Raw genomic sequence first — 12,785 nt, 5'->3', positions numbered from 1 at the left:
GGCGCAGTCTCCTGTGCCTGCTGACCCGTCTCTCCGTAAGCCGGTGTTCCGTGTCAGTGGAGGCGCATTATAGGGAGTTTCCGGAGGCTGACAAGTGCTAATTTCAACTTTTTAACTAACCGTTCACTTTACGTGCAATATGAATAAAAAACCAGCAAATCACCCACTAATAGACAAGAAAAACGGGCCTGAGGCCCGTTTTTCTTCATGCTGCATTACTGATGCGCGGTGATAACGTCGTTTTCCACATCCATTTCGATTGTTTTTCCGGGAACCAGCGTACCAGAGAGAATCTGCTGTGCCAGCGGGTTCTCAATCTGTTGCTGTATCGCACGTTTCAGCGGCCGCGCGCCATATACCGGATCATAACCGTTCTCACCCAGCAGTTTGATCGCCGCGTCAGAGATATGCAGCTGATAGCCGCGCTCTTCCAGACGTTTGTACAACCGCTGCAGCTGAATCTGGGCAATCGACGCGATATGTTTCTCCGCCAGCGGATGGAACACTACCACCTCATCTATACGGTTAACGAACTCTGGACGGAAATGATGTCCAACCACGCCCATGACAATCTCTTTCATCTCGGCATAGTTCAGATCGCCAAACCGTTCCTGAATCAAATCCGATCCGAGGTTAGAGGTCATGATTACCACGGTGTTGCGGAAATCGACCGTGCGTCCCTGGCCATCCGTCAGGCGCCCATCATCCAACACCTGCAACAGGATGTTGAAAACATCCGGATGCGCTTTCTCCACCTCATCCAGCAGAATCACGGAATAAGGACGACGGCGAACGGCTTCGGTCAGATAACCGCCCTCTTCATATCCGACATAGCCCGGAGGCGCACCCACCAGACGCGACACCGAGTGTTTCTCCATAAACTCGGACATATCGATACGCACCATCGCATCATCACTGTCGAACAGGAAGTTAGCCAGCGACTTACACAGCTCGGTCTTACCGACACCGGTTGGCCCCAGGAACAGGAACGAACCGATTGGACGGTTAGGATCTGACAAGCCCGCACGGCTACGACGAATCGCATTCGATACCGCCTCTACCGCTTCATCCTGTCCGATTACCCGTCCATGCAGATCCTGCTCCATACGCAGCAGTTTATCGCGCTCACCTTCCATCATGCGTGCCACCGGAATACCGGTCCAGCGCGCCAGCACATCGGCAATCTCCACGTCGGTTACGCGGTTGCGCAGTAACTTCATGGTTTTGCCTTCTGCCTGAGTGGCTGCGGCCAGCTGTTTTTCCAGCGCCGGAATTTTACCGTACTGCAACTCAGACATCCGGGCGAGATCGCCGATGCGACGTGCCTGCTCTAAATTCAGACGCGCCTGTTCCAGCTCGGCTTTAATGTTCTGCGTACCGGACAACGACGCTTTTTCCGCCTTCCACTCATCTTCCAGCTCGGCGTATTCGCGTTCTTTCTGGTCGAGTTCGCTTTCCAGCATTTCAAGACGCTTAATGCTGGCATCGTCTGCCTCTTTCTTCAGCGCCTGCTGCTCCAGCTTGAGCTGAATAATCCGGCGTTCCAGCCGATCAAGCGCTTCCGGCTTCGAGTCAATCTGCATACGAATGCTGGAAGCGGCCTCATCGATCAGGTCAATCGCTTTGTCCGGCAACTGACGATCGGCAATATAGCGATGCGACAAGGTCGCGGCCGCCACAATGGCCGGGTCAGTAATCTGCACATGGTGATGCAGTTCATAACGCTCTTTCAGACCACGCAGAATGGCGATGGTGTCTTCCACTGTGGGCTCAGCCACATAGACTTTCTGGAAACGCCGTTCCAGCGCCGCATCTTTTTCAATGTACTGACGATATTCGTCGAGCGTAGTCGCGCCCACGCAGTGCAGTTCACCGCGTGCCAGCGCCGGTTTGAGCATGTTGCCCGCATCCATCGCGCCGTCAGCTTTACCGGCACCTACCATAGTGTGCAGTTCATCAATAAACAGAATGACGTTGCCTTCCTGTTTGGACAGGTCATTCAGCACGCCTTTCAAACGCTCTTCAAACTCACCGCGATATTTGGCACCGGCCACCAGCGCACCCATATCCAGCGCCAGTACCCGCCGCCCTTTCAGGCCTTCAGGCACTTCGCCGTTGATAATCCGCTGCGCCAGCCCTTCAACGATGGCCGTTTTACCGACCCCGGGTTCACCAATCAGTACCGGGTTGTTTTTAGTCCGGCGTTGCAGAACCTGAATGGTGCGACGAATCTCTTCGTCACGGCCAATCACCGGGTCAAGCTTGCCCTTCTCAGCACGCTCGGTCAGATCGATAGTGTATTTCTTTAATGCCTGGCGCTGATCTTCAGCCCCCTGATCGTTCACGCTGTCCCCTCCACGCATTTGTTCAATAGCCTTGGTGAGTTTTTCACTGGTTGCGCCTGCCGCTTTCAGCAGATCGGCCAGTGAACCCCGTGAGTCGAGGGCCGCCAGAACAAATAATTCAGATGATATAAAGTTGTCGTTGCGCTTCTGCGCCAGTTTGTCACACAGGTTCAGTACCCGAACCAGGTCAGATGAGGGTTGTACGTCCCCTTCGCTGCCTTCCACCTGTGGCAGACGATCGATAGCCTGCTCAACCTGAGTGCGCAATGAGGCAACGTCAATACCTGCTGACGTCAATAAAGGTGAAACCGATCCGCCTTCCTGTTTAAGCAGTGCGCTCATCAGGTGCAGAGGTTCAATGAATTGGTTGTCGTGTCCCAGAGCCAGGGACTGCGCGTCGGCGAGAGCCAGTTGGAATTTGTTAGTAAGACGATCCAGACGCATAATTCCTCCCATTACAGGTCAAAATGCTACTGGAGATTAAATGAGGTCATCCCTCAAAATTTCAAGGTTAATGACCTGAGATTTGAGTAAAAAATACGCTAACTGGACCGTCTTATGGCGTAAGGTTATAACAGCCAGATTAAAGTTGCCATACGCCCGGTGATTCCATCACGGCGGAACGAGAAGAAATCGTTACCTTCGGTGAAGGTGCAACGGCTGTCAGCACTGATGGATTGCACGCCTGCGGCCTGCAGACGTAAGCGCGCCAGTTGCCAGATATCGGCATAAAACTTCTCACCAGCGGGACGAAAAGCCTCTGCAGCGCGAGGATCCTGTGCCATAAACGCCTGCCGAACCTCGGCACCCACTTCAAACGCATCCGGACCAATCGCCGGCCCCAGCCAGGCGTGAATCTGATGCGCTGGCGAACGGAACTGCGCCAGCGTGTTTTCCAGCACGCCAGCACACAATCCCCGCCAGCCCGCATGCGCCGCAGCGACTTCGCTTCCATCCGCTGAACAGAACAGCACCGGCAGACAGTCGGCGGTCATGATCGCGCACACCACGCCTGCTTCGGCGGTAATGCAGGCATCGGCACGCAACGGCTCAGTGCCGCCCGAGGACAGACGCGCCACATCAGTGGCATGCACCTGCTCCAGCCACTGTGGCATCGCTGGCAAACCCGCCTGTTCAACCAGTAACTGTCGGTTCTGTGCAACGTGCTCTGGCTTATCCCCCACGTGCCCGCCGAGATTGAGTGCATCCCAGGGCGACAGGCTGACGCCGCCCTGACGCTGCGTCGAGCAAGCCCGGACGCGCGCCGGTGCCGGCCATTGAGGAATAATCATCTGCATCACCAGTCCATCTGGTCCTTGAAAGCCTCAGTATCGGCTTTCAGCGCTGCGATCAAATCGACCATATCCTGCGGAATCGCTGCGTGGAACTCCATCTCGATACCGCTGATCGGGTGATACAGACGCAGCATAGTGGCGTGCAGTGCCTGTCGATCGAAACCGCGCAGGGTCGCAATGAACGCATCCGATGCCCCTTTTGGTGGGCGAGGACGACCGCCGTAAAGCGGATCACCCACCAGCGGATGATTGATGTGCGACATATGCACACGAATCTGGTGAGTACGACCGGTTTCCAGACGCAGACGCAAACGGGTATGCGCGCGGAAATGCTCCATGATGCGGTAATGCGTCACCGCTGGCTTACCCATCGGATGGACTGCCATGTGGGTGCGTTTGGTCGAGTGTCGGCTGATAGGCTCATCAACGGTGCCACCTGCGGTCATGTTGCCAATCGCGACCGCTTCATATTCACGGGTGATTTCGCGCCTCTGCAGCGATTCCACCAGGTGCGTCTGCGCCGGTACGGTCTTCGCGACCACCATCAAACCGGTGGTGTCTTTATCCAGACGGTGAACGATGCCAGCACGCGGCACATCCATAATCGCCGGATAGTGATGAAGTAAGGCGTTTAGCACCGTGCCATCGGGATTGCCGGCGCCAGGGTGCACCACGAAATCACGCGGCTTGTTGATGACAATAATGTCTTCATCTTCATAAACAATGTCGAGCGGCAGAGCTTGCGGTTCCCAGCGCTGCTCTTCTTCGATCTCAGCGTTAATGGCGACCAGCTCGCCGCCCAACACTTTTTCTTTCGGTGTATCAACCGTTACGCCATTGACTGTGACGCGACGATCGAGGATCCATTCTTTTATGCGAGAACGTGAATAATCAGGGAACAATTCCGCCAAAGATTGATCTAAGCGTTGTCCGAGTTGTGATTCGGATACCGTTGCGGTGAGTTGAACTTGTTGTGCCATATACAGCTTCTTCGTTAACGTTGGGTTTTCACGGCGATGCCGTTTAATATAATGTGCTATCGTACCTGGTCATTACCGGGAGCTATACGGACAGCTTCCGCCATAACATTTTGAGGATAATCACTTCGTCATGACGCGTATGAAACATCTGGTGGCTGCTGCCACACTGAGCCTGGCACTTGTTGGTTGTTCCGGCTCAAATGACGCGGTACCGGACAGCCCGCCTTCTGAAATTTATGCTACAGCGCAGCAAAAGCTGCAGGACGGTAACTTTAAAGCCGCGATTAAGCAACTGGAAGCGCTGGATAATCGTTATCCGTTCGGTCCTTATTCGCAGCAGGTTCAGCTGGATTTAATCTACGCGTACTATAAAAATGCCGATCTGCCCCTGGCGCAGGCTGCCATCGCTCGCTTCATGCGTCTGAACCCGACGCATCCGAACATTGACTATGTCATCTACATGAAAGGTCTGACGGACATGGCGCTGGATGATTCGGCGCTGCAGGGCTTCTTTGGTATCGATCGGTCTGACCGCGATCCGACGCACGCTCGTGATGCTTTCCGCGACTTCTCTCAGCTGCTGCGCGGTTACCCGAACAGCCAGTATGCGGCTGATGCTCAGAAACGTCTGGTCTACCTGAAAGATCGTCTGGCTAAATATGAGCTTTCAGTGGCGCAATTCTATACTAAGCGTGAGGCTTATGTCGCGGTTGTTAACCGGGTAGAGGGCATGATGCGCGATTATCCGGATACGCAGGCAACACATGATGCGTTGCCGTTGATGGAAAATGCTTACCGTCATCTGCAGCTGAACGCTGAAGCAGATAAAGTGGCGAAAATCATTGCAGCGAACAGTCACTGATCGTCTGTAGATTATCGGCCATAAAAAAGCAGCCTGAATGGGCTGCTTTTTTTTGCTTATTGCATAACCAGTCACAGATATTTGCTGGCAAGTTAACTCATCAAGAATGCCGCGAGAATCGCTTCGCTTCAAGGCTTTTCGGCCACATTCTCTGCCTTTCTCACAAATTGTCTGGCTTGACAAAAAGTGACATTTTTTCGTGATCAAAATCACGCAATTAACCCTTTATCGCGCTATGCTGGACCTACCAAGACGGAAATGACAGAGAGGTAAGACTGATGATCCTGAACATTACCAGCAAACAAATGGAAATCACTGCGGCTATCCGCAACCATGTTGAAGACCGTCTCGCCAAGCTTGAAAAATGGCAAACCGACCTGATTAATCCCCATATCGTCCTGTCCAAAGAGCCCAAAGAATTTGTGGCCGATGCCACCATTAATACGCCTAACGGGACGCTGGTGGCCAGTGCCAAACACGAGGATATGTACACCGCTATCAACGATCTGATCGCCAAGCTCGAGCGCCAGCTGAATAAAGTACAGCATAAATCTGAAGCGCGCCGCGCCAGTGCCAGCGTGAAAGACATTATCCCCGCTGACGAACAATCCTGACCTGATTCGGTTAACGCGCCTGCGGGCGCGTTTTTTATTGACAGCTTTAAATCAGTACGGTTACTCTCAGAACACACTTTTTTCGGACATACCTATGAAACATGACCTGTTTTTCTTCGCTTTCTTTTTTACCTTCCCCTGAACGGGAGGCCATTCGTCGTGTGAAAACGAAAGCGAAGACGAACAACAAAGCCTCCCAACCGGGAGGCTTTTTTATTGGACAGCTTACAGGTGAGCCTTATGAATCCCGACAATCCACTGCTGGCGCTACGCGATAAAATCAGCGCAGTTGATAAAAAACTCCTGACGCTTTTAGCCGAACGCCGCCTGCTGGCAGTGGAAGTTGCGCAGGCCAAACTGGCTACCCACCGCCCGATTCGTGACGTCGAACGTGAGCGAGCGCTGCTGGAAAACCTGATTGTGCTGGGCAAAGCGCATAATCTGGATGCACATTACATCACCCGGCTGTTTCAGTTGGTGATCGAAGACTCGGTGTTAACCCAGCAGGCGTTATTGCAAAAAAACCTGAATCATCCGCATGCCCATGCGGCACGTATCGCCTTTCTCGGCCCTAAAGGTTCTTACTCCCATCTGGCGGCACGCAAATATGCCGCCCGTCATTTCGACAATATGGTTGAATGCGGTTGCCTGAAGTTTCACGACATTATCAAGCAGGTAGAGAACGGCGCAGCTGATTACGCGGTGATGCCGATTGAGAACACCAGTTCAGGTTCAATCAATGACGTCTACGATTTGCTGCAGCAGACCAGCTTATCGATCGTCGGAGAAATGACGCTGCCGATTGACCATTGCGTACTGGTCAATGGCCCTACTGACTTGCAGCAGATCGAGACGGTCTACAGCCATCCTCAGCCATTCCAGCAGTGTAGTCAGTTCATTAACCGATTCCCGCACTGGAAAATCGAATATACCGAAAGCACTGCGGCAGCGATGGAGAAAGTCGCGGCGCTTAACTCACCGAAAGTGGCGGCACTGGGCAGTGAAGCCGGCGGTGAACTCTACCAGTTGCAGGTGCTGGAGCGTAACCTGGCGAACCAGCAGCAGAACCATACGCGCTTTATCGTGCTGGCACGCAAAGCAATCGAGGTTTCAGATCAGGTTCCGGCCAAAACGACGTTGATCATGGCAACGGGTCAGCAGGCGGGTGCGCTGGTTGATGCCTTACTGGTGCTGCGCCAGCATAATCTGATCATGAGCAAGCTGGAGTCGCGGCCGATTAACGGCAATCCATGGGAAGAGATGTTTTATATCGACGTTCAGGGCAACCTGCAGTCGGAAAGAATGCAGCAGGCGCTGCAGGAGTTGCAGACCATGACCCGTTCACTGAAGGTGCTGGGCTGTTATCCCAGTGAGAATGTGGTGCCGGTCGAACCGGGAGAATAGACAAAAAAGGCATCCCGCGGGATGCCTTTCTGCTTAAGGACGACTGTCGTTCGCCGAACGCAATAAGCTGCGACTTTCAACCAGGAAGCGTTTCGCGTGATCGCCAAACCAGTGTTCAACCCGATTGAAGCTGGCAATGAATGCCTGCTTATCACCCTGTTCCAGCAAGGCAATCGCCTCACCGAAGCGCTGGTAATAACGCTTAATCAGCGCCAGGTTGCTCTCTGACGACATGATGATGTCAGCGTAAAGCTGCGGGTCCTGAGCAAATAATCGTCCGACCATCGCCAGCTCCAGCCGGTAGATCGGTGACGACAGCGCCAGTAGCTGATCGAGGTTAACGTTCTCTTCCGCTAAATGCAGGCCGTAAGCAAACGTTGCGAAGTGACGCAGCGCCTGAATGAATGCCATATTCTGATCGTGCTCAACCGCACTGATGCGGTGTAAGCGCGCGCCCCAGACCTGAATCTGCTCCAGAAACCACTGATAGGCTTCGGGCTGACGACCATCACACCAGACCACCACCTGTTTTGCCAGGCTGCCGCTATCCGGGCCAAACATCGGGTGCAGCCCCAGCACCGGACCGCTATGAGCAGCCAGCATCGCCTGCAACGGCCGGTTCTTCACCGACGCCAGATCGACCAGAATACAATCCTGTGGCAGCGGCGGCAGTTGGGCAATGACCTGTTCGGTCAAATGAATCGGTACGCTGATGATCACCATGCCGGCATCGCTGAGTAAATTCTCTGCCTGTGGCCAGTCATCTTTATCCAGCGTTTTCACCGTATAGCCCGACAGCCGCAGCATTTTCTCAAACAGCCGCCCCATCTGACCATTACCGCCGACGATCACTACCGGCCGCAGTTCAGGACACAACGTTTTGAAGCCCTTGTCGTTCTCGCTGGTATAGGATTCGCGCATTACCCGACGCAACACATCCTCAATCAGATCCGGCGGAACACCGAGCGCTTCAGCTTCTTTACGGCGCGAAGCCAGCATGGAGGCCTCACGCTCAGGAACATAAATCGGCAGTCCATAACGGCTCTTGACTTCGCCCACCTCGGCGACCAGTTCAAGCCGTCTGGCCAGCAGGTCAAGCAGCGCCTTATCGACACTATCAATTTGATCGCGTAACGCGCTTAGTTCAGCCACCATTGCTCTTACACCTCGTGTGACAGACGCGCCGACAGCACTCCCTGCAGATCCTGATGCATCTCACGCAGCAACGTTTCAGTGACGTCCCAGTTGATGCAGGCATCGGTGACAGAGACGCCATATTTCATTTCACTGCGAGGCTGCTCAGAAGACTGGTTACCTTCATTGATATGGCTTTCCAGCATCAAACCAATAATTGAACGGTTTCCATCTTTGATCTGGGCGATAGCGGATTCCGCTACGCCAGGCTGACGACGGTAGTCTTTATTAGAGTTACCATGGCTGCAATCTATCATTAAGGCCGGACGCAGTCCCGCCTTGAGCATCTCTTTTTCACATTGCGTAACATCTTCCGGACCGTAGTTAGGCGCTTTTCCGCCGCGCAGAATGACGTGTCCATCCGGATTGCCCTGCGTCTGCAGCAGGCAAACCTGCCCCGCCTGATTGATGCCGACAAAGCGGTGCGGCATTGACGCTGCGCGCATCGCATTAATCGCGGTGCCCAGGCTGCCGTCGGTGCCATTTTTGAAACCCACCGGCATCGACAGGCCAGAGGCCATTTCACGGTGCGTCTGCGATTCAGTGGTACGCGCGCCGATGGCTGACCAGCTGAACAGATCGCCAAGGTACTGCGGGCTGTTAGGATCCAGCGCTTCAGTTGCCAGCGGTAAACCCATTTCAACCAGGTTCACCAGCAGTTTACGGGCAATGTGCAGACCTGCTTCCATATCGAATGAGTTATCCATGTAAGGATCGTTGATCAACCCTTTCCAGCCGACGGTGGTACGGGGTTTTTCAAAGTAGACGCGCATCACGAGATACAGTTGATCCTTCAACTGTTCAGACAGAGTTTGCAAACGACGAGCATAATCCAGAGCCGCTTCGGTATCGTGGATTGAACAAGGTCCGCACACCACCAGCAGACGAGGATCGCGGCCGGCAATAATGTCGGAGATAGTCTGACGAGAGGCAGCAACCTGAGCCTGTTGCTCAGCGGTCAGCGGAAATTTTGCTTTCAGCTCTTCCGGGGTAATAAGTACCTGTTCGTCGGCGATATGCACATTGTTCAGCGCGTCTTTTTGCATGATGGCGATCCTTTTTGCTCGTGTATGCGGTCATGGGATCCTCATGGAGGATGGAGCACACTGTATCACAGCGAATACATGACACAACTATAAACGTACACTTTTATTACCACTGAAATTAAACACCTCAACAAAAATTGTAAATATTGATAAAAATCAACTAATTAAACCAATCACCTTGATTCACTAATCCCGATCAACTGTACAAATTTATTTACACTACTGGGTATTGTTTTCCCGCACGTCGCTGGCAGAATGAAGCCATCAACCTGACGATTACCGAGTGTGCTATGCCACAGACTGCTGCAAACATTAAGCTGCGCCCTTTTACCCTCAATGACATAGACGCATTCACCCAGGCGGTTAACGCCTCGCTGGAAAGCCTGATGCCGTGGATGGCCTGGGCACACCCGAATTATCAGCCGCACGAAGCGGAAAGCTGGATCCGCTTCACCCACTGGCAACGAATTAAGGCACAGGCGGAGGAATTTGCCATCGTTGATCAACACGATCGCCTGCTCGGAGGGGCCGGTATCCGATTCGCCCGTCATCCCGGCGATTTCAGCGCCTTAGGCTACTGGGTACGCAGCGATGCACAACGTCAGGGGATCGCCAGCCAGGCCGTGAAGGCTTTGCTGACACTGGGGTTTTCTCGACCTGAAACGCGCGGTATAGAGATCCTGGCGGCAGAGGAAAATCTGGCCAGTCGGGCAGTGGCAGAGAAATGTGGTGGTGAGTTTATTGGCTGCCGCTACGGGTTGATTGTGCTGGAGAGCGGCGCGGTGAATACGGCGATTTACCATTTTCCGCGACCGGATGCCGACGAATTATCATCTTTGGTTGGGCATTAAGATAAAAAAAGGGGCTGGCATCACGCCAACCCCTTGTTTGCTATTAACTTTTAGATGTCGCGTTAGCGATACCTTAGTTAAGACGCTCTTTAATACGAGCAGACTTACCAGTACGCTCACGCAGGTAGTACAGTTTGGCTTTACGCACAGCGCCACGACGTTTGACAGTGATGCTGTCAATAACCGGCGAGTGAGTCTGGAATACACGCTCAACGCCTTCGCCGTTAGAAATTTTGCGAACAGTGAATGCAGAGTGCAGACCGCGGTTACGAATAGCGATAACCACGCCCTCGAATGCCTGCAGACGTTTTTTAGAACCTTCAACGACCCATACTTTCACTTCCACGGAATCACCCGGGCGGAAGGAAGGTACGTCCTGTTTCATCTGCTCTTGTTCAATTTGCTTGATAATGTTGCTCATAATTAAATCTCATATCCTGGGTAAACTGATAGTCGGGGAAGATCACTCTTCCACATCATCGTTTTGTTGCTGATGAAATTCCCGCTGGAACTCACTTAGCAACCTTGCTTGCTCTTCAGTCAGAGCCAGGTTTTCCAGAAGTTCAGGTCTTCTCAGCCAGGTACGGCCTAGCGACTGCTTCAGGCGCCAACGGCGAATATCAGCATGGTTGCCTGACAGTAATACTGCCGGAACCTCCACACCGTCTAACACTTCAGGTCGGGTATAGTGCGGACAGTCCAGCAGCCCCTCCGAGAACGAATCCTCTTCGGCTGACGCCTGCTTGCCGAGTACGCCGGGAATAAACCGGGCGACTGCGTCAATCATCGTCATAGCTGGCAGTTCCCCGCCGCTGAGAACGTAATCACCGATTGACCATTCTTCGTCAATTTCGGCGTGGATTACGCGCTCATCTATCCCTTCATAACGGCCACAGACCAGAATTAACTTGTCCCGTGCCGCCAGTTCGCAAACGCCCTGTTGGTCCAGTTTGCGCCCCTGAGGTGAAAGATATATCACCCTGGCCCCATCACCTGCCGCTGCTTTCGCTGCGGAGATGGCATCCCGTAAGGGTTGTACCATCATCAGCATTCCCGGTCCGCCGCCGTATGGACGATCGTCTACGGTACGGTGCCGGTCGTGCGTGAAGTCACGAGGACTCCAGCTTTGAATGCTGAGCAGACCGTTTTTTACTGCCCGGCCAGTTACCCCGTAATCGGTAATAGCGCGAAACATTTCTGGAAACAGGCTAATTACACCAATCCACATTGTATTCGCCGTTACGTTACCGTTCGATTCGGAGATCAAAAACCAGGATCCCAATCTACTTCAATAACGCCAGTAGAGAGATCGACTTTCCTGATAACCTGTTCATCAAGAAACGGAATTAACCGCTCCTGCACACCGAACGCATCCTTCAGGTTTGCCTTAACGACGAGAACGTCGTTCGAGCCGGTTTCCATCATATCGATGACTTTACCCATCTCGTAGCCGTCGAGGTTAACCACCTGGCAACCCATAAGGTCTTTCCAGTAGTAGTCGCCCTCTTCCAGCGATGGCAACTGCGTCGAGTCAACCTGAATTTCGCAATTGGTTAACTGAGCCGCCGCATCCCGATCGTCAACGCCTTTAACTTTGATGATCAGGTCCTGATTATGGTGCTTCCAACTCTCCAGTTCGATCTGCTGCCATTTACCGGCGCGCTGGATAAACCAGGGTTGGTAGTCGAAGATGCTTTCAGCGTCTTCAGTGGAGGAAAACACTTTGAGCCAGCCGCGAATACCGTAGGCGGCTCCCATTTTACCCAACACCAGTGGATTAACGGGAGGCTGTGCGGCAAGTTGTCTGCTCATGCTCACCACCGTGACAGATTAAGCTGCTTTCTTAGCTTCTTTGACCAGCGCGTTAACGCGATCAGAGAGTGTTGCGCCCTGGCCAACCCAGTGCTCGATACGATCCAGATCCAGACGCAGACCTTCAGCCTGACCAGATGCGATCGGGTTGAAGAAACCAACGCGCTCGATGAAACGACCGTTGCGTGCATTGCGGCTGTCAGTGACGACGACCTGATAGAACGGACGCTTTTTAGCGCCGTGACGTGCCAAACGAATTGTTACCATAACATCCTCTTCAGTTAATAAAACACCCGGCCCCCATCGAGGAACGGGGTCCGGGTGCTGTATAAAAAGCCCGAAAATTTTACTCATTTTGGCGCAAAAAGCAACCTAAACCGCG

Annotated in this window: 14 protein-coding genes and 1 other annotated feature; of the genes, 5 read left to right on the top strand and 9 right to left on the bottom strand. The window is 53.2% G+C overall.

Annotated features, from left to right (window positions below):
• Nucleotides 1-215: 215 nt before the first annotated feature.
• The 3 genes from clpB to rluD form a co-directional block, all read right to left on the bottom strand.
• Complete coding sequence (gene clpB, locus ABIB18_RS16295; RefSeq protein ID WP_354474816.1) at nucleotides 216-2,801, bottom strand: ATP-dependent chaperone ClpB; 2,586 nt, start codon at nucleotides 2,799-2,801, stop codon at nucleotides 216-218.
• Between the two features lie 113 nt (nucleotides 2,802-2,914).
• Nucleotides 2,915-3,643: a purine nucleoside phosphorylase YfiH gene (gene yfiH, locus ABIB18_RS16290; RefSeq protein WP_031374786.1), complete on the bottom strand. Its 729-nt coding sequence runs from the start codon at nucleotides 3,641-3,643 to the stop codon at nucleotides 2,915-2,917.
• The gene (rluD, locus tag ABIB18_RS16285; protein WP_031374785.1) at nucleotides 3,643-4,620 is read right to left on the bottom strand and encodes a 23S rRNA pseudouridine(1911/1915/1917) synthase RluD; all 978 of its coding nucleotides are present in this window, start codon (nucleotides 4,618-4,620) and stop codon (nucleotides 3,643-3,645) included. Before rluD ends, yfiH begins: the two co-directional genes overlap by 1 nt.
• A gap of 130 nt (nucleotides 4,621-4,750) precedes the next feature.
• Here rluD and bamD point away from each other — a divergent pair, with 130 nt between their 5' ends.
• The 4 genes from bamD to pheA all read left to right on the top strand — a co-directional run bounded on the left by bamD (nucleotide 4,751) and on the right by pheA (nucleotide 7,500).
• Nucleotides 4,751-5,482, top strand: a complete 732-nt coding sequence (bamD, locus tag ABIB18_RS16280; RefSeq protein ID WP_031374784.1) for an outer membrane protein assembly factor BamD — start codon at nucleotides 4,751-4,753, stop codon at nucleotides 5,480-5,482.
• 278 nt (nucleotides 5,483-5,760) lie between these two features.
• Nucleotides 5,761-6,096, top strand: coding sequence for a ribosome-associated translation inhibitor RaiA (raiA, locus tag ABIB18_RS16275; RefSeq protein ID WP_031374783.1), 336 nt, complete (start codon nucleotides 5,761-5,763; stop codon nucleotides 6,094-6,096).
• Nucleotides 6,097-6,189: 93 nt separating this feature from the next.
• Nucleotides 6,190-6,314, top strand: a sequence feature (Phe leader region).
• Entirely contained in the window at nucleotides 6,191-6,238 is a 48-nt protein-coding gene (pheL, locus tag ABIB18_RS16270; protein ID WP_193387678.1) for a pheA operon leader peptide PheL, read from the top strand. (Overlaps the previous feature by 48 nt.)
• 22 nt (nucleotides 6,315-6,336) lie before the next feature.
• Nucleotides 6,337-7,500 carry a bifunctional chorismate mutase/prephenate dehydratase gene (gene pheA / locus ABIB18_RS16265; RefSeq protein WP_031374782.1) on the top strand — a complete coding sequence of 388 codons (1,164 nt, stop codon included), beginning with the start codon at nucleotides 6,337-6,339 and terminating at the stop codon, nucleotides 7,498-7,500.
• Nucleotides 7,501-7,533: 33 nt separating this feature from the next.
• On the opposite strand, the gene tyrA is transcribed toward pheA, so the two are convergent.
• Both tyrA and ABIB18_RS16255 read right to left on the bottom strand, forming a co-directional pair.
• Entirely contained in the window at nucleotides 7,534-8,655 is a 1,122-nt protein-coding gene (gene tyrA / locus ABIB18_RS16260; RefSeq protein ID WP_031374781.1) for a bifunctional chorismate mutase/prephenate dehydrogenase, read from the bottom strand.
• A gap of 5 nt (nucleotides 8,656-8,660) precedes the next feature.
• Nucleotides 8,661-9,740 (bottom strand): 3-deoxy-7-phosphoheptulonate synthase, encoded by a 1,080-nt coding sequence (locus ABIB18_RS16255; RefSeq protein ID WP_031374780.1) that lies wholly within the window; start codon nucleotides 9,738-9,740, stop codon nucleotides 8,661-8,663.
• A gap of 290 nt (nucleotides 9,741-10,030) precedes the next feature.
• On the opposite strand from ABIB18_RS16255, the gene ABIB18_RS16250 reads away from it, so the two are divergent.
• Complete coding sequence (locus ABIB18_RS16250) at nucleotides 10,031-10,591, top strand: GNAT family N-acetyltransferase (RefSeq protein WP_031374779.1); 561 nt, start codon at nucleotides 10,031-10,033, stop codon at nucleotides 10,589-10,591.
• 73 nt (nucleotides 10,592-10,664) lie between these two features.
• On the opposite strand, the gene rplS is transcribed toward ABIB18_RS16250, so the two are convergent.
• The 4 genes from rplS to rpsP are packed head-to-tail and all read right to left on the bottom strand — an operon-like array spanning nucleotide 10,665 to nucleotide 12,670.
• Complete coding sequence (gene rplS / locus ABIB18_RS16245) at nucleotides 10,665-11,012, bottom strand: 50S ribosomal protein L19 (protein WP_031374778.1); 348 nt, start codon at nucleotides 11,010-11,012, stop codon at nucleotides 10,665-10,667.
• A gap of 42 nt (nucleotides 11,013-11,054) precedes the next feature.
• The gene (gene trmD, locus ABIB18_RS16240; protein ID WP_031374777.1) at nucleotides 11,055-11,819 is read right to left on the bottom strand and encodes a tRNA (guanosine(37)-N1)-methyltransferase TrmD; all 765 of its coding nucleotides are present in this window, start codon (nucleotides 11,817-11,819) and stop codon (nucleotides 11,055-11,057) included.
• Between the two features lie 35 nt (nucleotides 11,820-11,854).
• Entirely contained in the window at nucleotides 11,855-12,403 is a 549-nt protein-coding gene (rimM, locus tag ABIB18_RS16235; RefSeq protein ID WP_046289605.1) for a ribosome maturation factor RimM, read from the bottom strand.
• Nucleotides 12,404-12,421: 18 nt separating this feature from the next.
• Nucleotides 12,422-12,670 (bottom strand): 30S ribosomal protein S16, encoded by a 249-nt coding sequence (gene rpsP, locus ABIB18_RS16230; RefSeq protein WP_003849041.1) that lies wholly within the window; start codon nucleotides 12,668-12,670, stop codon nucleotides 12,422-12,424.
• Between the last annotated feature and the right edge of the window lie 115 nt (nucleotides 12,671-12,785).

Source organism: Pantoea sp. UYEF8 (genome assembly GCF_040546285.1).
GTDB lineage: Bacteria > Pseudomonadota > Gammaproteobacteria > Enterobacterales > Enterobacteriaceae > Pantoea > Pantoea brenneri.
The sequence above is the reverse complement of the archived record's forward strand: the minus strand, read 5'-3'. Positions and strand labels throughout refer to the sequence as shown.